This is a genomic window from Arthrobacter sp. 2RAF22, assembly GCF_052115325.1.
In the GTDB taxonomy this organism is placed as follows: domain Bacteria; phylum Actinomycetota; class Actinomycetes; order Actinomycetales; family Micrococcaceae; genus Arthrobacter.
In genome coordinates this window covers 105,265-127,668 of the sequence record NZ_JBFRGL010000004.1, presented here as the reverse complement: position 1 = coordinate 127,668, position 22,404 = coordinate 105,265, and the positions used below count along the sequence as shown (strand labels likewise).

20 protein-coding genes are annotated in these 22,404 nt (G+C 64.9%); 6 read left to right on the top strand and 14 right to left on the bottom strand.

Annotated features, from left to right (window positions below):
- Positions 1–39: 39 nt before the first annotated feature.
- From AB4068_RS06010 to AB4068_RS05990, 5 genes are all read right to left on the bottom strand, one after another.
- Positions 40–933, bottom strand: coding sequence for a carbohydrate ABC transporter permease (locus AB4068_RS06010; RefSeq protein WP_059388540.1), 894 nt, complete (start codon positions 931–933; stop codon positions 40–42).
- Positions 933–1,895, bottom strand: coding sequence for a carbohydrate ABC transporter permease (locus tag AB4068_RS06005; protein WP_059388541.1), 963 nt, complete (start codon positions 1,893–1,895; stop codon positions 933–935). The genes AB4068_RS06010 and AB4068_RS06005 overlap by 1 nt, the downstream gene beginning before the upstream one ends.
- A 10-nt stretch (positions 1,896–1,905) precedes the next feature.
- Positions 1,906–3,225, bottom strand: coding sequence for an ABC transporter substrate-binding protein (locus AB4068_RS06000; RefSeq protein ID WP_441432916.1), 1,320 nt, complete (start codon positions 3,223–3,225; stop codon positions 1,906–1,908).
- A gap of 134 nt (positions 3,226–3,359) precedes the next feature.
- Entirely contained in the window at positions 3,360–4,160 is an 801-nt protein-coding gene (locus AB4068_RS05995; RefSeq protein ID WP_441432915.1) for a hypothetical protein, read from the bottom strand.
- A complete protein-coding gene (locus tag AB4068_RS05990; RefSeq protein ID WP_441432914.1) occupies positions 4,157–5,269 on the bottom strand; it encodes a Gfo/Idh/MocA family protein in 1,113 nt (370 codons plus the stop codon). Before AB4068_RS05990 ends, AB4068_RS05995 begins: the two co-directional genes overlap by 4 nt.
- Positions 5,270–5,446: 177 nt before the next feature.
- Between AB4068_RS05990 and AB4068_RS05985 the strand changes: the two genes are divergently transcribed.
- Both AB4068_RS05985 and AB4068_RS05980 read left to right on the top strand, forming a co-directional pair.
- Positions 5,447–6,667, top strand: coding sequence for an ROK family transcriptional regulator (locus AB4068_RS05985; protein WP_284988674.1), 1,221 nt, complete (start codon positions 5,447–5,449; stop codon positions 6,665–6,667).
- 148 nt (positions 6,668–6,815) lie between these two features.
- Complete coding sequence (locus AB4068_RS05980) at positions 6,816–8,015, top strand: MFS transporter (protein WP_441432913.1); 1,200 nt, start codon at positions 6,816–6,818, stop codon at positions 8,013–8,015.
- A gap of 192 nt (positions 8,016–8,207) precedes the next feature.
- Here the strand turns inward: AB4068_RS05980 and aceB are convergent, their stop codons facing one another.
- Together aceB and aceA are read right to left on the bottom strand one after the other, a co-directional pair.
- Complete coding sequence (gene aceB, locus AB4068_RS05975) at positions 8,208–9,860, bottom strand: malate synthase A (protein WP_441432912.1); 1,653 nt, start codon at positions 9,858–9,860, stop codon at positions 8,208–8,210.
- A gap of 379 nt (positions 9,861–10,239) precedes the next feature.
- Complete coding sequence (aceA, locus tag AB4068_RS05970; RefSeq protein WP_441432911.1) at positions 10,240–11,574, bottom strand: isocitrate lyase; 1,335 nt, start codon at positions 11,572–11,574, stop codon at positions 10,240–10,242.
- Between the two features lie 155 nt (positions 11,575–11,729).
- Here aceA and AB4068_RS05965 point away from each other — a divergent pair, with 155 nt between their 5' ends.
- Positions 11,730–13,241, top strand: coding sequence for a helix-turn-helix domain-containing protein (locus AB4068_RS05965; protein ID WP_441432910.1), 1,512 nt, complete (start codon positions 11,730–11,732; stop codon positions 13,239–13,241).
- Between the two features lie 22 nt (positions 13,242–13,263).
- On the opposite strand, the gene AB4068_RS05960 is transcribed toward AB4068_RS05965, so the two are convergent.
- Genes AB4068_RS05960 through AB4068_RS05950 form a run of 3 tightly spaced genes read right to left on the bottom strand, consistent with a single transcriptional unit; the run spans position 13,264 to position 14,836 of the window.
- Entirely contained in the window at positions 13,264–13,857 is a 594-nt protein-coding gene (locus AB4068_RS05960) for a dihydrofolate reductase family protein (RefSeq protein WP_441432909.1), read from the bottom strand.
- A 48-nt stretch (positions 13,858–13,905) separates the two neighbouring features.
- Positions 13,906–14,439 (bottom strand): DUF6036 family nucleotidyltransferase, encoded by a 534-nt coding sequence (locus tag AB4068_RS05955; protein ID WP_441432908.1) that lies wholly within the window; start codon positions 14,437–14,439, stop codon positions 13,906–13,908.
- A gap of 31 nt (positions 14,440–14,470) precedes the next feature.
- Positions 14,471–14,836, bottom strand: a complete 366-nt coding sequence (locus AB4068_RS05950; protein ID WP_441432907.1) for an iron chaperone — start codon at positions 14,834–14,836, stop codon at positions 14,471–14,473.
- 393 nt (positions 14,837–15,229) lie between these two features.
- Between AB4068_RS05950 and AB4068_RS05945 the strand changes: the two genes are divergently transcribed.
- The 3 genes from AB4068_RS05945 to AB4068_RS05935 all read left to right on the top strand — a co-directional run bounded on the left by AB4068_RS05945 (position 15,230) and on the right by AB4068_RS05935 (position 18,308).
- Positions 15,230–15,931, top strand: a complete 702-nt coding sequence (locus tag AB4068_RS05945) for a queuosine precursor transporter (RefSeq protein WP_059388549.1) — start codon at positions 15,230–15,232, stop codon at positions 15,929–15,931.
- 182 nt (positions 15,932–16,113) lie between these two features.
- Positions 16,114–16,800 carry an ABC transporter ATP-binding protein gene (locus AB4068_RS05940; protein WP_284988682.1) on the top strand — a complete coding sequence of 229 codons (687 nt, stop codon included), beginning with the start codon at positions 16,114–16,116 and terminating at the stop codon, positions 16,798–16,800.
- Positions 16,801–16,802: 2 nt separating this feature from the next.
- Positions 16,803–18,308, top strand: a complete 1,506-nt coding sequence (locus AB4068_RS05935; RefSeq protein WP_284988808.1) for a DUF6297 family protein — start codon at positions 16,803–16,805, stop codon at positions 18,306–18,308.
- 63 nt (positions 18,309–18,371) lie between these two features.
- On the opposite strand, the gene tgt is transcribed toward AB4068_RS05935, so the two are convergent.
- The 4 genes from tgt to AB4068_RS05915 all read right to left on the bottom strand — a co-directional run bounded on the left by tgt (position 18,372) and on the right by AB4068_RS05915 (position 22,240).
- The gene (tgt, locus tag AB4068_RS05930) at positions 18,372–19,706 is read right to left on the bottom strand and encodes a tRNA guanosine(34) transglycosylase Tgt (RefSeq protein WP_441432933.1); all 1,335 of its coding nucleotides are present in this window, start codon (positions 19,704–19,706) and stop codon (positions 18,372–18,374) included.
- Positions 19,707–19,757: 51 nt separating this feature from the next.
- Positions 19,758–20,483, bottom strand: coding sequence for an SRPBCC family protein (locus AB4068_RS05925; protein WP_059388552.1), 726 nt, complete (start codon positions 20,481–20,483; stop codon positions 19,758–19,760).
- Positions 20,484–20,544: 61 nt separating this feature from the next.
- Positions 20,545–21,594, bottom strand: coding sequence for a DUF6707 family protein (locus tag AB4068_RS05920; RefSeq protein ID WP_306963285.1), 1,050 nt, complete (start codon positions 21,592–21,594; stop codon positions 20,545–20,547).
- A 106-nt stretch (positions 21,595–21,700) separates the two neighbouring features.
- The gene (locus AB4068_RS05915; RefSeq protein WP_059388553.1) at positions 21,701–22,240 is read right to left on the bottom strand and encodes an NUDIX hydrolase family protein; all 540 of its coding nucleotides are present in this window, start codon (positions 22,238–22,240) and stop codon (positions 21,701–21,703) included.
- Positions 22,241–22,404: the final 164 nt, after the last annotated feature.

The following is a 22,404-nucleotide window of genomic DNA, read 5'->3' as shown; positions in this document are numbered from 1 at the left end:
GTTTTCCTTTGCGTTGTCAGTTGCGTGAAAAGGGTTCGGTTATCGGCCGGCGAGGGATCCGCCGATGCCGCCGACGCTGAAGTACTTGTTCAGCGTGGCGAAAACGATGATGGGCGGGAGCATCATGACGACGGCGAGGGCCATGACGCCGGACCAGTCGGTCATGTTCTGCTGGAAGAAGGATTGCACGCCCACCGGCAGGGTAAAGATCTCGTTGGAGCGCAGGAACACGATCGCGACGAGATAGTCGTTCCAGGCCAGGAGGAAGGCGAAGATCGCGGTGGACAGGATGCCGGGCAGGGAATTGCGCAGCACCACCTTCGTGAACGATCCGAACACGGAGCAGCCGTCGATCCACGAGGCCTCCTCGAGGCTGACCGGGATGGAATCGAAGTATGCCGCCATCATCCACGTGGCCACGGTCATTGTCGAGCCGACGTAGATGATGATCAGGCCGAGCAGGTTGTCCACGAGTCCCATGCCTGCGAAGAGGATGAACAGCGGCACCACCGAGGTGATGATCGGCAGCGACTGCATAACGAACAGCAGCAGGGAGTAGCCGGAGACGGCTTTCGAGCGGCCGCGGGAGAGGACGTACCCGGCGGGTGCGGCCACGGCGACGGCGACGATCACCGTGGAAAGCGTGGTGACGAGGCTGTTGGTCAACCAGGTGCTGGCGAGGGTCTTGGAGAAGACACCGGTGATGTTTTCCAGCGTCAGGCCGGTAGCGGTGCTGTTCGGACCCGGGGTGAGGGCCAGGATGACGGTGACCATGATCGGGACGAGGACGATCGCAGTAATGGCAAGGATCAGGACGAACCGCCACCAGCGTCCGCGCATGCCTGCTTCGGAGAGGACGCGGCGCGATTTCTCGGGTCCCGCGACACCGAGTGCGGGTCCGGATTCGGGGTGGGCGTGGAGTACTGCGCTCATTATTCGACGCTCGACTTTCGGATCTGGCGGTACAGGAAGACCGACACGACGACGAGGGTGAGGGTCATAAGGAAGGCGATCGCGACGCCGGGACCGGTCTGGAAGTCCTGGAAGACGCTGCGGTAGGCCAGGACCACGAGGGAGGTCGTGGCGTCGACGGGGCCGCCGCCGGTGAGCAGGTAGATGGTGGGGAAGTCGTTGACGCAGAAGATCGTCATCAGGATCCAGCTGATGTACGTGGAGCGGGCGATCATCGGCAGGGTGATCTGGGTGAACTGCTGCCACTTGCTGGCGCCGTCCATGCTGGCTGCCTCGTAGACGGTGGTGTCCACGGAGGCCAGGGCGGCGGAGATCATCATCATCATGAAGGGGAAGCTGACCCAGACCTTGAAGACCATGACCATGACGGCGGCGAGGTGCGGGTCGGCCAGGAACAGCGGTGTGCCGAGTCCGAGGTTGCGGAAGATGGAGGGGATGAGGCTGTCCGGGGTGGCGACGAGCCAGTTCCAAGCGGTGGAGGACACGACGATCGGCACCACCCAGGGCAGGAGGAGCAGGACCTTGAAGGTGCCGCCCGCCGGGATCTTGGTGCGCAGGAGCAGTGCCAGGCCCAGGCCCACCAGCCAGGAGCCGAAGACGCCCACGATCGTGAACCACAGCGTGAACTGTGCGGCCTTCCAGAAGGCGGGCGAAGACAGGACGGTGGCGAAGTTGTCGACGCCGACGAAGTTGCCGGTGTCGATGAGGGAGCCGTCGTGGGTTGCCTGCACGCCGGCGTAGATCAGCGGGTAGCCGTTGATCAGGATGAGCAGGACGATCGAGGGCAACAGGAGCCAGAAGAACGTCCGCTTGGTCTGCCCCGACAGTTTGCTCTTGCGGTTTACGGACCCGCCGCCGGACCCGCCGGGAGCGAGTCCCCGACGGGCCCGGGCGAGGCCGGACTGTGTTGTGGTGGTTGACATGGCGACGGCTTTACTTCTTGATGACGGATTCGAGGCCGGTCTTGAAGGCCGTGAGTGCAGTCTTGGCGTCGGTCTTTCCGGTCAGGATGGTCTGGGTGAACTGGTTGAGTGCCTGGCCGCCGTCCAGGACAGCGAGGTTGGCGTTGAGAGAGGTGCCTTGCGCGGCGAAGGTCTTCGCGATGGGCTGGTATTCCTTGACGATCTTGACGTTGTTGGGATCGCCGGCAAACTCGGGAAGTTCAGTGATGGACTTGAAGACCGGCAGTCCGTTCATCAGCTTCTGGCGCCACAGCTCCTTGACCTGGCCCAGGTAGTAGGTCAGGAAGGCCTCGGAAGACTCCTGGGAGGGGGTGTTCTTGTACATCATGATGTTGTTCGGGAACACCAACGCTGCTTTGTCGCCGTGCGGACCGGCCATCGGGCTTGCCACCAGGAGGTCTCCGGAGGTGTCGCCCACGCGCTGCGGCAGGCCCAGCACATACATGCCGAAGGCAGCCTTCTTGCTCTTCCACTGCGCATCGAGGTTGTCCGTGGTGTAGCTGACCGCCGCGGGGTCGACGACGCCGTTGGAGACCAGCTCGAGCAGGAATTCAATGGCTTCGACGTTGCGGTCGTTCATGACGTCCAGCTGGCCGTCCTTGGTGAAGACGCCACCGCCGTTGTTGATCATCATCATGATCATCAAGTGGTTGCCGATGTTGTTGCCCGCGCCGGAACCCGTAGCGAAGCCGACCGCACCGATGGACTTGAGCTTCTTGCCTGCCTCGAGCAGGCTGGGCCAGTCGGTCGGAACCGCCACGCCGGCCTGGTCGAAGAGGGACTTGCGGTACCACAGCGGGCGCATGTCCAGCTGCCACGGAACGGCGACGTAGCCCTTGTCCGTCTTGAAGGGCTCCAGCACGCCCGGCAGGAAGTCGTCGAACTGACCGTTCTTCTTGAGCGCCTCGATGACCTTGTCAGCGTAGGCGATCTGGCCCTGCTGCTCGAACTGGAAGGCCTGGAAACCGCCACCGGTGGATACCGCAGGCCCGGTCTTGGACGCGATGGCCGAGGAGAAGGTCTGATAGAAGTTGTTCCACTGGATGATCTGGTAGCTGGCCTTGCCGTTGCTGCCTGTGGGTACGTAGCTCTCTGCAATCTTCTTGGCGGCGTCATTGTAGGCCGGGGTGCCCCATGGCATGTCCCAGAACTTGATCGCGCCACCGGCGCTGGAGCTTGAGCTGGAGCCGCCTCCGCAGGCTGCGAGCAGGGGGACAGCCGCTGCTGCCGCCGTGAGGCCGAGGAAACCCCTGCGGGAGAAATTGCGGCTGGCTTTGGACTGAACATTCATGATGATTCCTTTCGGGACCGCTGCGTGGTCTTCGCGTTTGGTGCGGTCCGGCTCGTCGTCGAGAAGGCTAATGATTGCTTGGTGCTCTGTTGCGCTCGATGGTGCTGGTTGCGTGTTTAAGGAGAGGTGCAGGTTCAGGAGAGGTGCGCGATGGATTCCGTCAGCCGCGCAAAGCCAGCCAGATCGGAGGGGAGAGTACCGGCGTCGAGGTGTTCCTTGAGCCGGCGCCAGGTGGTGCGGTGGGCGGATTCGTAAAGCGTTGGCAGGAGGATTTCCCCCTGTTGCCCGGTAGCGCGGACTTCTGCCGGCCAGGCGGCAAGCGGTTCCGGGACAGCAATGCTGACACCGCCGTCGTCGGTATACAGGCGGAAGTCGACGCCGGCGGCCCGGGAGTTGCTCAGCACGCCTTGGAGCGAAACCGGAGCTCCGTTGGCGAGCCGCCCGGAAACCGCGTAGCCGTGCGCGCCGCGGCGCAAGAGGCGAAGCGCGTCCAGTTGCCCTGTGACGCGTACGACGGCGGCGAGGTGCTCGGTGAGCAGCCGTTCCGGATCCGTTCCTGCCGCGGCCGTCGCGACGGTGTCCAGCATGGCGGCGCGGCCGGCTACCGTGCGGACGGCGTCTTCGGCTCCGGCGAGACCCGGGCTGGATGCCCAGCGCTGGTCCAGGACCACCGCGACGCCGGACGCTTCAGCGGCGTCGAGCAGGGCGGCGGTGTTTTCCGGGACCGGGTTGACGACGACGATGCCCGACGCTCCGCCGTCGATCGCCTTGATGGCCTCGGTGGTCCAGCCCGCGGCGCCGTCGATGGCGGAAATCCGTGCGGCCTCCCCGGCTGCTACCGGGCCGAAGCTCGCTGGAAGAGAAGCCACCGCGAGTGCTACGGAGCCGCTCTCTTCCGCCTGCGGGGTAGCAGTGACCGTGTACTGGGTGCTCATGAGCGGGCTCCTGCATGGCTGTTTGCGTGCTCCGCCGCCGCGAGGTCCACCGTGGCGTCGGCAATGGCTATCGCGAAGGTGAGGTCATTGATGAGGCTTTCGGCCGACGGCGGTTGCTTGGTTCCGAGGGCCAGTTGGGCGAGTTCGCGCCATTCGCCCTCGTAGCCGTTGTGCTCGAACGGTCCGTAGGTGGTACTTGTGGTTCCGCGGGTGATGGTTGCGACCGCGGAACCCGCCTGTACATAGGAAGGAGTGAAGTCCACGCGAAGGGCTGCGTCGTCCGAGATCGCTTCGAAGACCCATTCCGGCTTCCATGTCTTGTTCATGGCTGCCCTGAGTTCGATGATCCGGTCACCTGCGCCCGGTCTTCCAGAACGCAGCGAAATCACGTAGCCGAAGGGCCGCACGTGGCGTGCCTGCAGCACCTCGAGGTCTTCGAAATCCGGCGTGAAGCGGCGGACGAGCGGAAGGTCGTGGATGGCGAGGCCCATGATGCCGCCCCGCAGGAAGTTCTTGATGACCTCGATATCGCTGTAGTCAGGGTTGCCGCTGGCTGGCCGGGTAATGATTTCGGTGGCGAAATCTTCGAACCGGGCATTGGGCGGGAGAACGATGGAAGAACGGATGGTGTGGACGTTCTCGGGGAGATCGCCCCAGTTGGCTTCGGCTGCGAGCCAGCCCGGATCGAAGGTGTGCATGGCGCCCACGATGATCGGCACGCCGGTTTCCGCGCTGACCGCCGAAATCCGGGCAGCCTCCTCGCCGCTCATGGCGAAGGGCTTTTCGCAGAGGACGGCCTTCTTTCCCGCGCGGCACGCGGCGATCACTTGGTCCGCGTGGAACTGGTGGGGGCTGCAGATGGCGACGATGTCGACGTCGGGATCGCCCAGGAGTGCGTCAATGCTGGTGCTGTGTTTGGCGCCGACGCGTGCTGCGACCGATTCGGCAACCGCGGAGTCGACGTCCATGATGTGGCGGACTTCCAGGATGTTCCGGAGCCGGGCCAGGGAAGGAAGGTGGATTGCTTGGGTGACCGGGCCGGCGCCAAGGATGCCGACGCCGAGGGGGCCTGGTGATCCCAACGGTGTTGCCTGTGAGTGGCTGGACAAGATCAGTTACCTCTTCGTAAACGGAGTCTCTGAGTTTCAGCGTGGCTTTGTGGGCTACGTGACCCTTCTCACAAACAACCTACGACGACTTTTGTCGATGAGCAAGCAAAAGTTGAAGATCATTCGACAATCTTTTTGCTGCGTGACAGCCATAAGCAATCGTGCTATCACTGATGCATGACTTCAGCACCCGAAAAAGCCCCGGGCAAGGACGGCTCCGTACAGGACGCCGGGAGCCTTTCGCGTGCAGGAGACCTGTTTCAGCTTCTTCGCGACGGCCAGGCACGGACCCGCGCCGAACTCGCCATCACCACCGGGCTGGCCCGTTCCACCGTCGCCTCGCGCATCGACGCCCTCATGAACTCCGGACTCGTGGGTCCCGCCGGCGAGGCAAGCTCCAGTGGCGGCAGGCCGCCGTCGCGCTTTGCCTTCAACCCTGCGGCCCGCGTTGTCTTGGCGGTCGACGTCGGAGCGACGCACGTAATCGTTGCGGTCACCGATCTCGGTGGAACAGTCCTGGCCGAGCGCCGCCTCGCGCAGGAAGTCGCAGACGGTCCCGAGGTGGTGCTTGGCAGGGTGGTGGCGGAAGGACGGGAGCTTCTCACCGAAGCCGGCCGCAGCCTTGACGACCTCGCCGGGATCGGCATCGGGTTGCCCGGTCCGGTGGAACACGACACCGGCAGGCCGATCAAACCGCCGATCATGCCCGGCTGGGACGGATTCGACGTGGTCCGTTACATGCAGCGCTCGCTGCCGGTTCCAGTCCTCGTGGACAACGACGTCAACATCATGGCACTGGGCGAACGCACAGCGTATTGGCCGGACCACGACAATTTGCTCTTCATCAAGATCGCCACGGGCATCGGCGCGGGCATTATCAGCAGCGGCGAGCTGCAGCGCGGCGCCAACGGCACGGCCGGGGACCTCGGCCACGTCCGGGTTCCCCGCGGCGACGACGTGCTCTGCCGCTGCGGGAACTACGGCTGCCTCGAGGCACTCGCCTCGGGACCCGCCGTCGCCCGCCAGCTGCACGCCCAAGGACTCCCGGCCAGCAACGGCGGGGACGTGCTGCGGCTCGTGGCCGAGGGAAACCTCCAGGCCATCCAGGCACTCCGGCAGGCCGGACGCGACGTTGGCGATGTCCTGGCAACAGTGGTCAATCTGCTCAACCCCTCCATGATCGTGATTGGCGGCAGCATGGGAGAGGCCGGTGAGCACCTCGTGGCCGGGATCCGCGAAGTTGTCTACCGGCGTTCCCTTCCCTTGGCCACCTCGCACCTGCGCATCGGCATCTCGATGGCGGGCGACCAGGCCGCGATCCTCGGTGCGAGCCAGATGGTTACCCAGCACGTTTTGTCTCCGGCAGTGATTGAAGCCACGCTCCAAGCAACCGGCTGAACCAGCTGCTACACGCGGCATAAACCCCCGCGTTGCTACGACCAATTGACTTTGCCCGGATTTTGGGGTCATCGCCTGCCAGTTCGCGCCGTGGAGGCGTGATAGCAATGAAGGTGATGCCTACTTTCCCCGCCTTGCAGTGCGCCCCATGACCGGTCCATTCCTCGCCAAGGTCCCCCGAGGTTGGCTGATCCTTGCGTGCATAGGCCTCATCGCCCTCAACATGCGGGGACCCTTCGTCGCGGTGGCGCCGGTGGTGGATTCCCTCAAACGGGATCTTGGATTTTCCCCCGTGGAACTCGGGTTGCTGACGGGCATTCCCGTGCTTTGCTTCTCGCTCGCCGCCCCGCTGGCCTCTATGGCCGGACGCAGGCTCGGCGCCGAATTCGCTGTGATGCTCACTCTTGTGGGTGTGCTGGCCGGCGTCGTGATCCGCTCCAGCGGCGGCGGTGTTCCGGTCATGGTGGGTACGGTCCTTATCGGCCTCGCCATCACGATCGGCAACATCGCCGTGCCGCTCATCATCCGCCGGGACTTCGCACCGCGACGCCAGGCAACCGCCATGGGTGTCTACACAGCAGCGCTGAACATCGGGTCCTTCCTGACTTCGGTGGCCACGGCCCCGCTCGCGGAACTCGTGGGATGGCGTCTTGCCCTCGCCGCGAGTGCCCTGCTGGCCCTCGCGGCCATCCTGTTCTGGATTCCCACAGTCGGCGCCCGGCAAGCTTTCGTTCCCGCTGCTGTGCCCGCCGCCGGCGGCTCACGAGCGGGCGGCAAGGCTTCCGGGGTTGGCTGGCTGACCGTTGGCCTGACGCTCGGCTTCGCTGGCCAGGCATTCTCGTACTACGGCGTGACCGCGTGGCTCCCGAGCTTCCTGGCCGACGAGCTGGGCATGGGCACCGCGCAAGCCGGCGCGGGATCATCGCTCTTCCAGATTTTCGCGATAGTCGGTGGCCTCGGCGTGCCGCTGCTCGCCCGTTTCGCCAGTACGACGGCGGTGGCGGCCACCTTGGGTGCCTTGTGGCTCACGGTGCCCTTGGGCTTGTTGCTGGCCCCGGGCTGGTGGTGGCTATGGTCGTCCCTCGGTGGAGTAGCGCAGGGCGGCGGCATCACGGTCATCTTCATCGCCATCATCAAGTTCGCGCGCGACCAAGCTTCGGCAGGCAAGATGTCCGCCGTCGTGCAGGGGATCGGCTACTGCTTCGCGGCCTTGGCTCCGACCGTCATCGGCTACGTGCACGGCATCTCCGGCAGCTGGACCGTGCCGCTCCTGGTGATCCTCGGATCGGTCACCGCATTCTGCATCTGCACCACCCTCTCGGTGCGCTGGGTGGCCCGGCAGCGCTAAGTGCGCGCCGCCGTCGTCCCTTAACCCCGCGCGAACTGGCAGCAGATGACCGTTCCCAAGCGGCAAAGTCATCTGCTGCCAGTTCGCACGTGTTGATGAAGGGGTTCCGTCGCTGGGCTGCCGCCCCGACCATCGGGGTCACTTGTTGCGAAGAGTGCAGGCAGCCCAGCGGCGGGGGCTTTATCTACGGGTTCAAGCGGCGACGAGTTCTTCCTTGGTGGCTTCCTCGCGGGCTTCCGTGAGGTAGCGGGCGTAGGCCGGGATGGTCAGGAAGGTGGGGAACTCCTCGGCCAGGGTGACTTCCTCGAAGATGCTGCGGGCATCGTTGAAGCGGTCGTCGTCGAAGCGTTCCAGGCGGGCGAACTCTTCGTCCAGGAGGTCGTTGATCCATTCGCGGGTGATGACTTCGCCGGTGTCGGTGATGGCGTGCGAGTAGATCCACTGCCAGAGCTGTGAACGGGAGATCTCCGCCGTGGCTGCGTCCTCCATGAGGTTGTGGATGGCCACGGCGCCGTTGCCGCGCAGCCAGGACTCGATGTAGCGGATGCCCACCTCGATGTTGTTCCGGATGCCGGTCTCGGTGATGGTGCCCGTGGTGGAGGCGACATCGATCAGGGCGCGGTCGTCGGGGGTGACGTCCTCGCGTGAGCGGTCCAGTTGGTTCGGACGCTCGCCGAGTACGGCGTCGAACACTTCGCGGCACACCGGGACCAGGTCCGGGTGGGCTACCCAGGAGCCGTCGAAGCCGTCGCCGGCTTCGCGGGTCTTGTCCGCGCGGACCTTTTCGAACGCTGCCGTGTTGGCGGCTTCGTCCTTGCGGTTGGGAACGGCTGCGGCCATGCCGCCGATCGCCATGGCGCCGCGCCGGTGGCACGCCCGGACCAGTTGCTCGGTGTAGGAGCGCATGAAGGGCTGGGTCATGGAGACCTGGGCGCGGTCCGGGAGCACGAAGCGGGGCCCGCGGGTGCGGAAGTTCTTGATCACGGAGAAGATGTAGTCCCAGCGGCCGGCGTTCAGGCCCGAGGCGTGATCGCGCAGCTCGTACAGGATCTCCTCCATTTCGAAGGCCGCGGTGATGGTTTCGATCAGCACGGTGGCGCGGATGGTGCCCTGCGGGATGCCGAGGAGGTCCTGGGCCTGGATGAAGATGTCGTTCCAGAGCCGGGCCTCGAGGCGGTTCTCGATCTTGGGCAGGTAGAAGTACGGGCCCTTGCCCTGTGCCAGCAGGCGGCGGGCGTTGTGGAAGAAGAACAGGCCGAAGTCGACCACGCCACCGGCAACGGGCTTCCCGTCGATGAGCATGTGCTTCTCCGGCAGGTGCCAGCCGCGCGGCCGCACCACGATGGTGGGCAGTTCTTCGGCGGCACGGAGCTTGTATTCCTTGCCCTCCGGTGAGGTGAAGTCGATGCGCCGTTCCAGGGCATCGGTGAGGTTCAGCTGGCCCTGGATGACGTTGCGCCACGTGGGGGTGGAGGAGTCTTCCATGTCGGCCAGCCACACCTTGGCGCCGGAGTTGAGCGCGTTGATGGTCATCTTCCGGTCCACGGGCCCGGTGATTTCCACGCGGCGGTCTTCGAGGCCGGGTGCCGGAGGAGCGACCCGCCAGGTCGGATCATTCCGGATTTCCGCCGTCTCCGGGAGGAACCGGGGATCCTGTCCGCTCGCGATCTGGCCGCGGCGGGCGTGCCTTGCCTGCATCAGCTCCTGGCGGCGCTCCGCCGTCGCGCGGTGCAGGGCTGCCACGAATTCCAGGGCGTCCGGCGTAAGAACCTCGTTCTGCCGGTGAATGGGCTGGGCGGTCAGCGTGATGCCGTTGATCGTGTAATTGTCGGTGAAGCTGTTCATTTCAATCTCTCCTCAGAGAAGCAATGTTCGACGGCGGGCCTAGCTGGGTTCGATACGGTGCGTGGCTGGCTCCGGCCTTCGGACCGGGATTGCTCTGCCTGCTATTCCCCGTTTCCGGGTCCGACCTCGCTGAGCGAGGACGGACCCGGAAACGGGGCCCCTTTTACGCAGGCTGCCGCAATACCGGACTCTTCGGCCTCGTGCGCCAGTCGCCAAGCGCCGCAAGGTCGGCGAAGGTGATCCGGAAGCGTGCGTAAAAGGGGCCCTGTCCCCGTCCTCGGCCGAGCTTTGCGAGGCCACAGGACGGGGATGGGGAATAGCACGCGGAGGATTGCCTTTGTCGGCCGCACCGCTGGGGCAGCGGCCCGCCGTCGGGAGGTTAGTGGAACTGGCCTTCTTCGGTGGATCCCACCAGGGCCAGGGTGGATGCGTTCGGGTTGAGCGCAGTTGCGATGTCGTCGAAGTAGCCGGTGCCGACTTCGCGCTGGTGCTTGGTTGCGGTGTAGCCGCGGGACTCGGAGGCGAATTCCTTTTCCTGGAGTTCGACGTAGGCGCTCATGCCTTCGCGGGCGTAGCCGTGGGCGAGGTCGAACATCGAGTAGTTCAGGGCGTGGAAGCCGGCCAGGGTGATGAACTGGAAGGTGAAGCCCATGGCGCCGAGTTCGCGCTGGAACTTCGCGATGGTTGCGTCGTCCAGGTGCTTGCGCCAGTTGAACGACGGGGAGCAGTTGTAGGAGAGCATCTGGTCCGGGAAGTCGGCCTTGACGGACTCGGCGAACTTGCGGGCGAGTTCGAGGTCCGGGGTGCCCGTTTCCATCCAGATGAGGTCCGAATAGGGGGCGTAGGCCTTGGCGCGGGCGATGCAGGGTTCGATGCCGTTGCGGACCTTGTAGAAGCCCTCAGCGGTACGGACCGGCTGTCCCCCTTCGCGGAGGATGAATTCCTGGTCGCGCTCGTCGACGTCGGAGGTGATCAGGGTGGCTGCCTCGGCGTCGGTGCGGGCGATGATCACCGACGGGGTGCCCGCGACGTCGGCCGCGAGGCGGGCGGCGTTCAGGGTCCGGACGTGCTGCTGGGTGGGGATGAGCACCTTGCCGCCGAGGTGGCCGCACTTCTTCTCGGACGCGAGCTGGTCTTCCCAGTGCACGCCTGCGGCGCCGGCCTGGATCATGGATTTCATGAGTTCGTAGGCGTTCAGCGGGCCGCCGAAACCGGCTTCGGCGTCGGCGACGATCGGGACCAGCCAGTCCTCGACGGTCTGGATGCCTTCGGAGAATTCGATCTGGTCGGCGCGGAGCAGGGCGTTGTTGATGCGGCGGACCACCGTGGGGACCGAGTTCGCCGGGTACAGCGACTGGTCCGGGTAGGTGTGGCCGGAGTTGTTGGCGTCGGCCGCGACCTGCCATCCGGAAAGGTAGATGGCCCGCAGCCCGGCCTTGACCTGCTGCACGGCCTGGTTGCCGGTCAGCGCACCGAGGGCGTTGGTGTAACCGCCGGTCTTAGCCTCTTCCGTGAGCTGCTTCCACAGCTTCTCGGAGCCGCGCCTGGCCAGGGTGTGTTCTTCGGAGACGCGGCCGCGGAGGCGGACGACGTCGGTGGCCGAGTAATCGCGGGTGACGCCTTCCCAACGCGGGTCGGCAGCCCATTCGAGCTCCAGTGCGGCGGCCTGCTGCTGAGCGGAGGTGGGCTGCCCTGGTTCAAATGCTGCGGTCATTGTTCTGTCTCCTTTGACGCTACTGTGGCGTGTTGCTGTGCATGTCGCCCCGGCCGACCTTCGCTGCGCCATTGCAGTTCACATCGACCGGGACTTCGTGGTTATTACTTTTCAGCACTTTCAAGGGGCTTTCTAGATAAAAACCATGGAAAGAAATGCACTTCTTCGCGTATCCTCAAGAAATGTCACCTGTGAGCTGGAACCGCGAAGTACCGCCGCCGTCGTCGTCCGCTTCCACCGCCGAACTGGACGTCATCAGCCTGGGCCGCCGCGTGCGGTATCTGCGCAAGCAGGCCGGACTGACCCTCGACGACGTGAGTGCCGCCGTCGGGACCGCCCCGAGCCAGCTGAGCCTCATTGAGAACGGCAAGCGCGAGCCCAAACTTGGCCTGCTGAAGCAGCTCGCGGCGGCCCTGAATGTCGGCATCGAACAGCTGCTCGGAGCGGAACCGCCCAGCCGCCGGGCGGCCTTGGAAATCGAGCTCGAACGGTACCAGCGCGGGCCCCTGTACGAGTCGTTGAACCTGCCGAAAATCCGTGTCAGCTCGCGGCTTCCACTCGATGTTCTCGAGTCGCAAGTGGGCCTCCTGCAGGAGCTTGAACGCAAGCTCAACGAGCAGGTCGCGACGCCGGAAGAGGCTCGCCGCGCGAACGGCGAACTGCGTGCCATGATGCGCGAGCGCGGCAACTATTTTCCGGAGTACGAGGCCGAGGCGCAGAAGGTCCTCAAAGGCGTTGGATACACGACCGGGCCCTTGAGCCAGCACGTCATTGCGGACATCGCGGACCACCTCGGATTCACGCTCCACCACGTGGGTGACCTGCCCCATTCCACCCGTTCAGTGACCGATCTAAAGAATCACCGAATTTATCTCACGCAGAGCCAACGGCAGGACCACGATCCCCGCTCGGTCCTCCTGCAGGCCCTGGGACACTACGTCCTGGGCCACGAGACACCCAAGAACTACGGCGACTTCCTGGCCCAGCGGGTCGCGACGAACTACTTCGCCGCGGCTCTCCTCCTGCCCGAGAACGCCACCCTGGAGTTCCTGCAGAAGGCGAAGGCCGCCAAGGAGATCGCGGTGGAGGACATCCGCGACGCCTTCGCCGTCTCCTACGAAACCGCTGCACACCGCTTCACCAACCTCGCGACGAAACACCTGGGCATCACCACCCACTTCCAGAAGACACACCAGAGCGGCATCATCTACAAGGCCTACGAGAACGACGGCGTGGCCTTCCCCCAGGACCATACCGGCGCCATTGAGGGCCAACCGGCGTGCAAAGCCTGGACTTCGCGTGCCGTGTTCGACGTTCCGGACAAGTTCAGCGCCTACAGCCAATACACCGACACCGTCTCCGGCACCTACTGGTGCACGGCGCGCACGGAGCGATCGGCGGCGGGAGAGTTCTCGCTCAGCATCGGTGTTCCGTACCAGCACGTGAAGTGGTTCCGCGGGAGGGAGACGACGGCGCGGGCTACCTCGACGTGCCCGGACCCGAACTGCTGCAAGCGCCCGCCGGCGTCGTTGGCTTCATCCTGGGCAGGCAACGCCTGGCCGTCCGCCCGCGCCCACTCGCACCTGCTGGCCGCCATGCCGCCGGGCGCGTTCCCCGGCGTCGACGAGACTGAGGTGTACGCGTTCCTGGAGGCGCACTCGGGGTAGTTTCGTGCGGCACGTTTGGGGTCTACTCCTTGAGGGCCGGGTAGCTCAAGTGCGTGACACCCACACCCTCGACGACGGTCGGGTTGCCCAAAGTGAGCGGCGCGTTCCCAACGCGGTCGAACATCCGGATACCGGATCCGAGCAGCAGCGGAACCAGATCGACGCGGATTTCGTCCAGCAGGCCGGCATCGAGGCACTGCCGAATGGTGTCCGGCCCGTGCATGCCGACGATCTTGTCGCCGGCAGCGGCCTTTGCCTGCGCGACGGCGCTTTCCAGTCCGTCGGTGACGAAATGCACCGCCGTGTCGGGGCGGGGCCACCCCTCCGGCATCTGATGCGTCACCACATACGCGGGCACGCCGAACGGGTGCTGGCCGCCCCAAGCGTCGGCGCGGTCGGAGGTGCGTCTCCCGGTGAGCATCGCGCCTACCTCGCCCATCAAAGCCCGTAGGTGTTCAGCGCTCGCTTCGGAAACATGGAACGTGAAGCCCGGATTGAAGGTAGGGACGTCGACGTCGCCGGCGAAGTACCAGTCGAAGACCTCGTCAACGCCGTCCTCGAGATCGGCCACGTAGCCGTCGAGGGACATCGACATGAACGCCACTACCTTGGTCATTACCTAGCTCCTTCGGTTTCGGACGGGTTCGGGCCGGCCGGGGCCGGGTCAAACGGACATGGCCCAAGACAAAGCCGCATCCCGTCGAGGCTCGGATGGGTCTATCAGCCTGATTCTGTCCACGAGCCGGACGCGCTCGATGAGGGATGACTCGATGAGTGCAAGAACGAACGCGTGGTCTTTGGGGCGTGCAGCAATGAGCTTCGCCGCGCAGAGATCGTAAGGGTCCAGGCAAAGCCCGGTGCTGTTTCGGGTCCGCTCATTGCGCACGCCGACCAGGCGGTACTCCCAGTCGTCGGGGAGCACCGCGGTCTCCCTTTCGGCCGCCTGGACATAGAACCCGAACTCCTTGTGGAAAGGCGACCACTCGCCAAGGGCAGAATCGATGCTGTCCGCGAGCGTGCCGGCGTCGTCGTCGGAAAATGGCGCGATGTCGACGGCATCCGACATGGTGATCGTGGCAGGTAATTGGTCCTCCGTGAACGATCCCAGAATTGACTGGCTGCCGATCACGATCACCCGGTCGCCGTGGATGACATCCGTGGCGGCCCGGATGGCGTGCTCGAGCTCATCGCGGCGCATGGCTGTACCGTACCCCTGCCCAGGCCGATTGTCAGTACCCGCCCCGTCGCCTCTCGCGCTCAGACAGCAGCGTCGCCACCTCTTCGATGATCTCGTACGGCATAGGCTTCCCGAGGGGGAATTTCAACGTCCCCTTGGCCGCCCGGAACGGGGCGATTTCGCGCTCGAAGTCCTCGCCGCCGTCGGGCACTGGATAGACGGAAATGTGGTGCTTCCACGCCGCGAAATACACGACATAGTGGCCGTCGAGCGTGATGGTGGGGATCCCGTAACTGATCCTGTCCGCGGCTCCGGGCACTGCTGCCAGGGCCCGCCGTCGGACCTCGTGAAGGATGGGTTGCACCTCGCCGGGTTGCGCCGCGATGTAGTCGTCCACCGTGTCAAAGTTCGCTGCCATGTGCGTCCCTCGCTCCGTTCCGTATCCCGCCGCTCTGCTGGTCTTCGACCAAGCTTGCCGTACCCCGCGCCGCCCCGCCAGAGGGGGTCGAACGGGTCCGGGGCGACCCCGACGCTCGCTCGCTTATGTTGGGTTTTGGCCGGACGCTCGCTCACCTATGTCGGGTTTGGGCCGGACGCTCGCTCACCTATGTCGGGTTTTGGCCGGACGCTCGCTCACCTGGGGTGACACGCGTCGTCGGCGGTGGCGAGTTTGCCTGACAATTCTCGATTCCCCGATGCGAGAATGGGGGAGGCTCCGCGGTTTTGCAGGCGGGTCCACCACCAGTGCTAATACAGCGGGGCGCCGTGCTTACTCCAGCCGCCTGCGCGAACCACTATGAACGGACAAGCTATGACGTCAGCACCAGAATCCCAGACCCTCAGTAAACCCGCGCCGCGCTTCGCGTCGATAGGCTCCCCGTACTTTGGCATCATGCTGGCATGCATGGCCGTCGTGCTGATCCTGTCCAATATTGGCGCTGCCAAAGGCGTCGTCTTCGGTCCGATCATCACCGATGGCGGATTCTTCCTCTTCCCGCTTGCCTACATTCTTGGCGATGTCATGAGCGAGATCTATGGATTCAAGGTTGCCCGCAAAGCGATCATCACCTCGTTCGCGCTGTCAGCGTTCGCATCGCTCTGCTACTGGATCATCATCGCGCTGCCGGGTTTCAATGACGACTATGGCAACGCCAAGCAGGCCGCCATCGAAGGCGCACTGGGGCCGGTTCCCCAGATCGTCCTTGCTTCCCTTCTCGCATTCCTGGCCGGCCAGACAATCAACTCCCTGATCCTGGTGAAGATGAAAGCCCGTTCGGGTGAGAGAACTCTCTGGGCCCGGCTCATGGGCTCGTCCGGGGTCGGCGAATTCGTGGACACGCTTATCTTCTGCAGCATCGCGGCGTCGGTCATTGGCATTACGGACTTCGGAAGCTTCGTCAACTACGTGCTGGTTGGCTTCGTGTACAAGGTCGGCGTCCAGTACATCCTCGTGCCGGTGACGTCCTTGGTCATTGGCTGGATCAAGAAGCGCGAGCCCAGCTACTGGGCCTGAGCAGGAAATCCAGGATGGCATTTATGTGAGCGCGCGTCGGGCCGGGATGGCATTTATGTGAGCGGGCGTCGGGCCGGGACGGCATTTATGTGAGCGGGCGTCGGGCCGGGACGGCATTTATGTGAGCGGGCGTCCGGCCGTCGGCTCAGGGGAACCGCAGGGAAGTCCGGTAGTTTCAGAGGATGAAGCTGGGAAGCGCCGTTCTGACGGCCGAGAATCTTGTTGCAGGCTATGGCGAGCATGCTGTGTGCGGGCCGCTCGACGTCGAGGTTTTCTCCGGGCAAGTGCTCGGGATGGTGGGCGAAAACGGTGCCGGCAAGTCCACCCTGCTGCGCACGATGATTGGCGCCCAGGCCGCCATTGAGGGCGATGCCCACGTTCTTGGCTTGATGCCGGACGACCGCTCGGCCCTCTTCCGCAGCAAGGTCTCGGTGCTGCTGGATGAGGATGCCTACTTCGATTCACTCACGGTCCGTGAGCACCTTTCCTTGGTGGCCCGTGGGCATGGCCTCGCCAACCCCGACGGGGCTGTGGAGGAAGAGATCGGCTTCTTCGAGCTTCAAACCGCCGCCGATGCCTTTCCCGATCAGCTTTCCTCCGGACAGCGCCGCAAACTCCTCCTCGCCTCGGCATTCATCCGGCCCTTCGAACTGCTTGTCCTGGACGAACCGGAACAGCGGCTCGATACCCGCATGCGCGGCCTGCTTGCGCAGCGGATCGCCCGGACTGCCAAGAAGAGTGCCGCCGTCGTCATGGTCACCCACGATGCGGACGTCGCCCAAGCGGCGTGCACCCGGGCGGTAATAGTCGACGACGGCGGTGCGCGCGTGGTCAGTACGGACGAGGCTGTGGCAAGGATTCGCCGGTGAGCATGTCCACTGCTGCCGTAGCGCAGCCGGAGTTCGTGGATTTCGACCCCGAGCGTGCCACTCGAAAGGTGATTCGCCCGCGGGGCCAGTCCTTGCTCTCCAGGCTCAACGAACTGTACATCCAATTCCTGACGTTCGGCGTCGGCCTGATTTACGCGATTGGCCTCCTCAACGGGCTCACTGCCGCAGCGGAGCATGGCTTCGGCGGCCACCTGATTTCGGTCGGCTACGGCGTGGTCCCCGTTGAATACGGCCTGGTGGTTGGGTTCGGGCTCTTGGGCCTCGCGGCCTATTGGGTGGCGGGCAGGCTCGGGCCACTGGCCATCACGGCGAATCAGCGGCACTGGTGGTACTCGCTGGCTATCGACCGCGAGCCGCTTCTAGCCCGAGGATTGCGTCGCGCAGTCTCGGCTGCCGCCGTCGTCGGAGCCCTCGCCACCATCCCGGTAGCAGTCATCAGCGGTTCGAACGCGATGGTGTTTGCCGGACGGGTCCTGGCAGGGGCACTGACAGGTGCCGCTATTCTCGCGCTGGCCGCGTTCGCCCAGACGCGTTCACGGGCGGCGGCCGGGCAAGGTAGGCCGATGAACTGGCTGTTGGCGGCTGCTTCGGCCGCACTCGGCGCGATGCTGTTCGGGACGCTGCAGGGGAACTGGATCTTCGCCGTTGCCCCTGCTGTCGCTTTGGTTGCGGCGGCGCTCGGGATGCGGAACAAGCTTTCCAGCGTCCGCACGACATCGCTGCTCAAAGCCGGGTCCGCGAGGGGACATGTTCAGGCTGCACTGACGCTCATGGACACCGGGGAACTCAGTGCCTCGCTTTCCAGCGGCGGCAAACGGAGCCGGGTCAAGCTCCCCGGCACGCCCAGCACCGCAGCAGGCGCGCTCTTCCACGCGGAGGCAACTGTGCTCGCCCGGCAACCCGGGCGGCTGTGGCGCTGGGGCCTGGGTCTCGCCGTCGTTCCCTTGACCGGGCTGGTCCGGACGTTCGATTCACCCGTCATCCTGCTTCCGGTGCTGCTTGCCGCGGCGATCTTCTCGTCCACAGCGGCGGCAGGGCCCCTTTGGCAATTGCGCATGGCCCCCAGCCTCGACGCCCTCCTCCCGATTTCGAGGACAGCTTCGCGCTGGGTCCACGTCGCGCTGCCGGTCATGCTGATGGGTTTGTGGACGACGGCGGCTGCCGGATTTTTCGTGCTGGCGGGCGGCTTCCGGGTGGAGCTCCTCGTCCTGGGTGCGGCGGCGGGAGGCGGTTTGGGCGCGGGGATGCTGCGACGAGCCTTCCGCCAGCAGGAAGACCTGACCAAGCTCGTGTACCTGATGCAGCTTGGGCGGAGCGGACCCGCCATGCTTGGAACCAGGATCCGGGGCTACGTGCTGTGCCTCTTCGCCCTGGCGCCTTTGGCCTTGGGCATGCTGTTCAACGCGCCGGAGGTTTTGGTGACGCCCGCCGTCGTGCTCAATGTGGTGCTGCTGGTGATCGGCGTGGTGACGGCCGACCGCCCCTGAGGCGCCCCTTGGCGCGATCTCGACGACGACGGCGGGTCGCCTGCCCGGGAAGCGACCGAGACCCTAGGAGTAGTACCGCCCCAACGTCTCGGCCTTGAACTCGAAGAAGTCCCCGGATTCGATGGCCAAGCGGGCGTCGTCCACCATCTTCACCACGAAGCGCTCGTTGTGGATGGAGATGAGCGTGTGCGAGAGCAGTTCATGGGCCTTGTACAGGTGGTGGATATACGCGCGCGAATAGTTGGCGCAGGTGTAGCAATCGCAACCGTCCTGCAAGGGTCCGAAATCCGATTTGTAGCGGGCTCCGGAAAGGTTGAACCGACCGGACGGAGTATAAAACGCCGAGTTGCGGGCCACGCGGGTAGGGGAGACGCAATCGAAGGTGTCGGCACCGTTTTCGATGGACGTGAAGATATCGTCCGGCTCGGAGATGCCCAGGAGGTGGCGGGGCTTGTTCTCGGGAAGTTCCTCGTTGCACCAACGCACAATGGTGCCGAGGTTCTCCTTCTCCAGTGCACCGCCGATGCCGAAACCGTCAAAGGGCATCCCACCAAGATCCCGGCAGGCCCTGCGGCGGAGGTCCTCGTATTGCGCCCCCTGGATGACGCCGAACAGGGCTTGGTAGGGCTTGCCCACGCGCTCCGCCGTCAGCCTCTCATGCTCCACCACGCAGCGCTCGGCCCAACGACGTGTGCGCTCCAGGGATTCCTCCTGGTAGCCGCGGGAATTCTGCAGGGTGGTCAGCTCGTCGAAGGCGAACATAATGTCTGCGCCGATCTGGTGCTGCACCCGCATGGAGATCTCCGGCGAGAAACGGTGCCTGTCCCCGTTCAAGTGCGACTTGAACCAGACGCCGTCCTCATCCACGTGCGCCAGCCGCTCCTTGCCAGGGGCCACGGCATCGTCTGGGCCCGACGCATCCACGGAGGTCATGTCGATGACCTTCTTGAACCCCGAGCCGAGGCTCATCACCTGGAATCCGCCCGAGTCCGTGAATGTGGGTCCGTCCCAGTTCATGAAGGCGCCAAGACCGCCCGCCGCGTCGAGGATCTCCGGCCCTGGCTGCAGATACAGGTGGTAGGCGTTGGCCAGCAAAGCCTGCGCGCCGAGCTCCTTCATGGATTCGGGCAGAACGGCTTTGACAGTGGCTTTCGTCCCGACGGCGATGAACGCGGGCGTCTGGATCTGGCCGTGCGGGGTGGTGATGGTGCCGGTGCGGCCCAGGAACTCTCCGCGCTGGCCGCCGTCGTGACGGCTGCCGCCGTCGGCGTTCAAGAAGCCCGACGACGGCGGGCGCGTTTCGCTGAGCCGCGCACCCACCTCGAAGGAAAACGCGGACTGCTGGGCAGCTGCGAGCGTGGACGGATCGGACTCGGAGTTAGACCCGGAATGGGGCACGGAAGAATCGGCTGGCACCGTTACAGTCTGCCAGCCCCGGAGCGTGAATCGTCAGTGCGAATGCACCTCTGTGGGGTAGTTCTCAGCCTTCCAGCTGTCCCAGTGGGAGCGGATCGAGTCCAGGCTGGCCGCGCCCAGGTCGTAGGTCGAAGCGATCACGATCGTGCCGCCGTCGGGCCTCTTCTCCGGAATCACCGGCTGGTCAGCCACAATCAGCAGCCCGTCGCCATGTTCCGCGTAACTGTGGACGGTGAGGCCCACCTGGTGGTTGCTCCGGAACCAGACCTTGCCGGAGAGGGCCTCGCCCGTGGGAAGCGTGAGCGAGTATTCCTCGCCAGGTGCCGGGACGTCGGCCAGTCCAAGTTTCTGGATCCCGGATCCGCTGCCGCCAGGCAGGGAGACAAAATGCGTGCGCCGGTGCCCGTGCGGATGGCGTTCCAGGGCGAATCGGAGCTGGTGCAGGAACGTCAGCCAGCCCTGGGTGATGTCTTCGTCCCACGCGGCCCATTCGGAATCATGGTCCAGGGCCGCCCGCGTCACGCGGACCTCGGTGCCTCCGCTGACCGGGGTGAGCTCGAAGACGTCGCCGCCGTTCACAGTGAGGCTTGTGTGGTCGGGACCCTCGACCACGTCGGTGCTGAAGTAGATCTGGTTGATTTCGTCGCCGAGTTCGTCGGCCTCCCAGCCGTGCCATTGAGCTACGAGCGACGGTTCGCGCAGCGAAGTCCAAACTTGCTGCGCGTCGGCATTAACAACAACGCTCAGATTGTTCGTCATGGCCCGAATCTACCGCCGTTGGCGCGAACGCGACAGGTCTTGCGAAATCCTCCGATAGCGCCTACGCCCGCACGGCCTCGAGTTCGTTCGCGATCCGGTGATCGAGTTCCCCCACGCCCAGGGTGTTCGAGCCGCCGTGCGAGCGGAGGAACAGCAGGGTTTCGAGCCGGAGCAGCCGCCATTCGCGCTCGGCATCGCGGTTGCCGTTGTCGATGGAGCGGAAGATTTCCTTGTCGTACAGGTTCGGTTCGTTGAGCCCGCGCTGCCGGACTTTGGCGGCGATCCGGGCCTTGAACGGGTCTGTCTCCACGGTGTCCGGGGCTTGCAGGAGTTGATCGTAGACTGCCGCGCGTTCCGTTTGGCCGAGCTCACGGCAAATGAAGCTGGAAAGTGCGAGGGAACGTTCAACGGACATCCACCGGTCGCGGTTTCCGTCGTAGGGGAGCACATTGAGAATATCGGCCACCGCGAGGGCGCGGTCCGGATCCCGCAGCTCGATGAAAAGGTCGTGGGCCAGGTCGCTCAGGTCCCGCAGGCAGCTTCCCGACTTCGTATTGATGCCCTTCACGAGGCGCTCGCTCAGCACCGCGACCCCATTCCGGCCGGGGTGCGCTTCGCCAGCGGCGCCCACGATGTTCTCGGGAGAGTCTGTCGGTTCGGGGATCAGGGCGAGCTGCGCGGGATCCGGCCCCGCCGGCCGGCTGACAGTCGGTGCCACCGCAGGCAAAGGAGGCACGACGACGGCGGGAACGGCTTCCGCGGGCGCGTCGCCGCCGTCGGAGGTACCGCCGTCGGGCGCGTCGCTAGTATCCGGCTCCAGGGCCGGCTCTTCGCCGAGCGGGGCCGGAACTTCGGCGAGCGGCGTGTCGGCGACGTCCGGGATGGCGGTCGCTTCGCCCACCGGAACGCTGGACCCGATCGCGATCCGCACGTTCCCGCCGTCGAGCGTGGTCACCAGGATGAGCGCGGGCACGCCAAAATCGTCGTGTTCGAGCTCAATCTGGGTGATTTGCTCCGCGGGACCATCACCAGGGAGGAACAGGTAGTCCCCGATTTGCAGGGCCCCAGCCTGCTTTTCACGGTACTGCTGGTCGGCTGGGCTGTGAGTCATCGGAAGTCCTTTGGTTCTCTTGGGGTCCGCCCAACAGTCTATAAAACCCCACCGAGCAAATCGGGGAGGCGGCTATTACCCGCGCTGCCGCTACTAACTGCGCGGGCTACTGTCCGACGCCGGCGAAGGCCAGAGCCTGGCGCACCAGATTGCCGCGGCCGCCGCTGAATTCCTGCTGGACGTCGTCGCTGAGGATTTCCTGCGGAGTCATCCACGTCAGCTCGAGGGCGTCCTGGCGAGGTTCGCACTCGCCCGTCACGGGGATGACGTAAACAAGGGACACGGCGTGTTGGCGGTCGTCCGTGAAGCCGGTCTGCGACGGTGCCGGGAAGTACTCGGCCACCGTGAACGGCACGGGACTGACGGGCAATTGCGGGAAGGCCAGCGGGCCGAGGTCCTTTTCCATGTGGCGCAACAGCGCGGCCCGGATAGTTTCGCGATACAGCACGCGGCCGGACACGAAGGAACGGACCATGGTGCCGTCAGCGTCGCCTTGCAGAAGGGTACCTACCTCGTTGACGAATCCGAGCGGATCCAGACGGACGGGAACCGCCTCCACGTAAACCATGGGGAGGCGGCCGCGGGCTTCGAAGAGGTCTTCATCGGAAAGCCAGCCGGAGTACGGGTCAGGGGTACGAACACTCATGGTTAAGTTCTACCCCATCCCGTGCTGTTCCATGCCGTACGAATCAGACAGCCAGGATTGCGTCGAGCCAAACTCCTGCACGCTCGCTCACTTATGTCGTCGAATCGGGCGACGCTCGCTCACGTATGTGGCCAAACTCGGGATCCCTCGCTCAGATGATCTGA

Excerpts from the sequence above, each read along its gene's own strand:
- AB4068_RS05940 (WP_284988682.1), top strand. The coding sequence starts at position 16,114 with ATGAAGCTGGGAAGCGCCGTTCTGACGGCCGAGAATCTTGTTGCAGGC.
- AB4068_RS05920 (WP_306963285.1), bottom strand. The coding sequence starts at position 21,594 with ATGACTCACAGCCCAGCCGACCAGCAGTACCGTGAAAAGCAGGCTGGG.
- AB4068_RS06010 (WP_059388540.1), bottom strand. The coding sequence starts at position 933 with ATGAGCGCAGTACTCCACGCCCACCCCGAATCCGGACCCGCACTCGGT.
- AB4068_RS05935 (WP_284988808.1), top strand. The coding sequence starts at position 16,803 with ATGTCCACTGCTGCCGTAGCGCAGCCGGAGTTCGTGGATTTCGACCCC.
- AB4068_RS05980 (WP_441432913.1), top strand. The coding sequence starts at position 6,816 with ATGACCGGTCCATTCCTCGCCAAGGTCCCCCGAGGTTGGCTGATCCTT.
- aceA (WP_441432911.1), bottom strand. The coding sequence starts at position 11,574 with ATGACCGCAGCATTTGAACCAGGGCAGCCCACCTCCGCTCAGCAGCAG.
- AB4068_RS05965 (WP_441432910.1), top strand. The coding sequence starts at position 11,730 with ATGCACTTCTTCGCGTATCCTCAAGAAATGTCACCTGTGAGCTGGAAC.
- AB4068_RS05955 (WP_441432908.1), bottom strand. The coding sequence starts at position 14,439 with ATGCGCCGCGATGAGCTCGAGCACGCCATCCGGGCCGCCACGGATGTC.
- AB4068_RS05960 (WP_441432909.1), bottom strand. The coding sequence starts at position 13,857 with ATGACCAAGGTAGTGGCGTTCATGTCGATGTCCCTCGACGGCTACGTG.
- AB4068_RS05950 (WP_441432907.1), bottom strand. The coding sequence starts at position 14,836 with ATGGCAGCGAACTTTGACACGGTGGACGACTACATCGCGGCGCAACCC.
- AB4068_RS05945 (WP_059388549.1), top strand. The coding sequence starts at position 15,230 with ATGACGTCAGCACCAGAATCCCAGACCCTCAGTAAACCCGCGCCGCGC.
- AB4068_RS05995 (WP_441432915.1), bottom strand. The coding sequence starts at position 4,160 with ATGAGCACCCAGTACACGGTCACTGCTACCCCGCAGGCGGAAGAGAGC.
- aceB (WP_441432912.1), bottom strand. The coding sequence starts at position 9,860 with ATGAACAGCTTCACCGACAATTACACGATCAACGGCATCACGCTGACC.
- AB4068_RS06000 (WP_441432916.1), bottom strand. The coding sequence starts at position 3,225 with ATGAATGTTCAGTCCAAAGCCAGCCGCAATTTCTCCCGCAGGGGTTTC.
- AB4068_RS06005 (WP_059388541.1), bottom strand. The coding sequence starts at position 1,895 with ATGTCAACCACCACAACACAGTCCGGCCTCGCCCGGGCCCGTCGGGGA.
- AB4068_RS05925 (WP_059388552.1), bottom strand. The coding sequence starts at position 20,483 with ATGACGAACAATCTGAGCGTTGTTGTTAATGCCGACGCGCAGCAAGTT.
- AB4068_RS05915 (WP_059388553.1), bottom strand. The coding sequence starts at position 22,240 with ATGAGTGTTCGTACCCCTGACCCGTACTCCGGCTGGCTTTCCGATGAA.
- AB4068_RS05985 (WP_284988674.1), top strand. The coding sequence starts at position 5,447 with ATGACTTCAGCACCCGAAAAAGCCCCGGGCAAGGACGGCTCCGTACAG.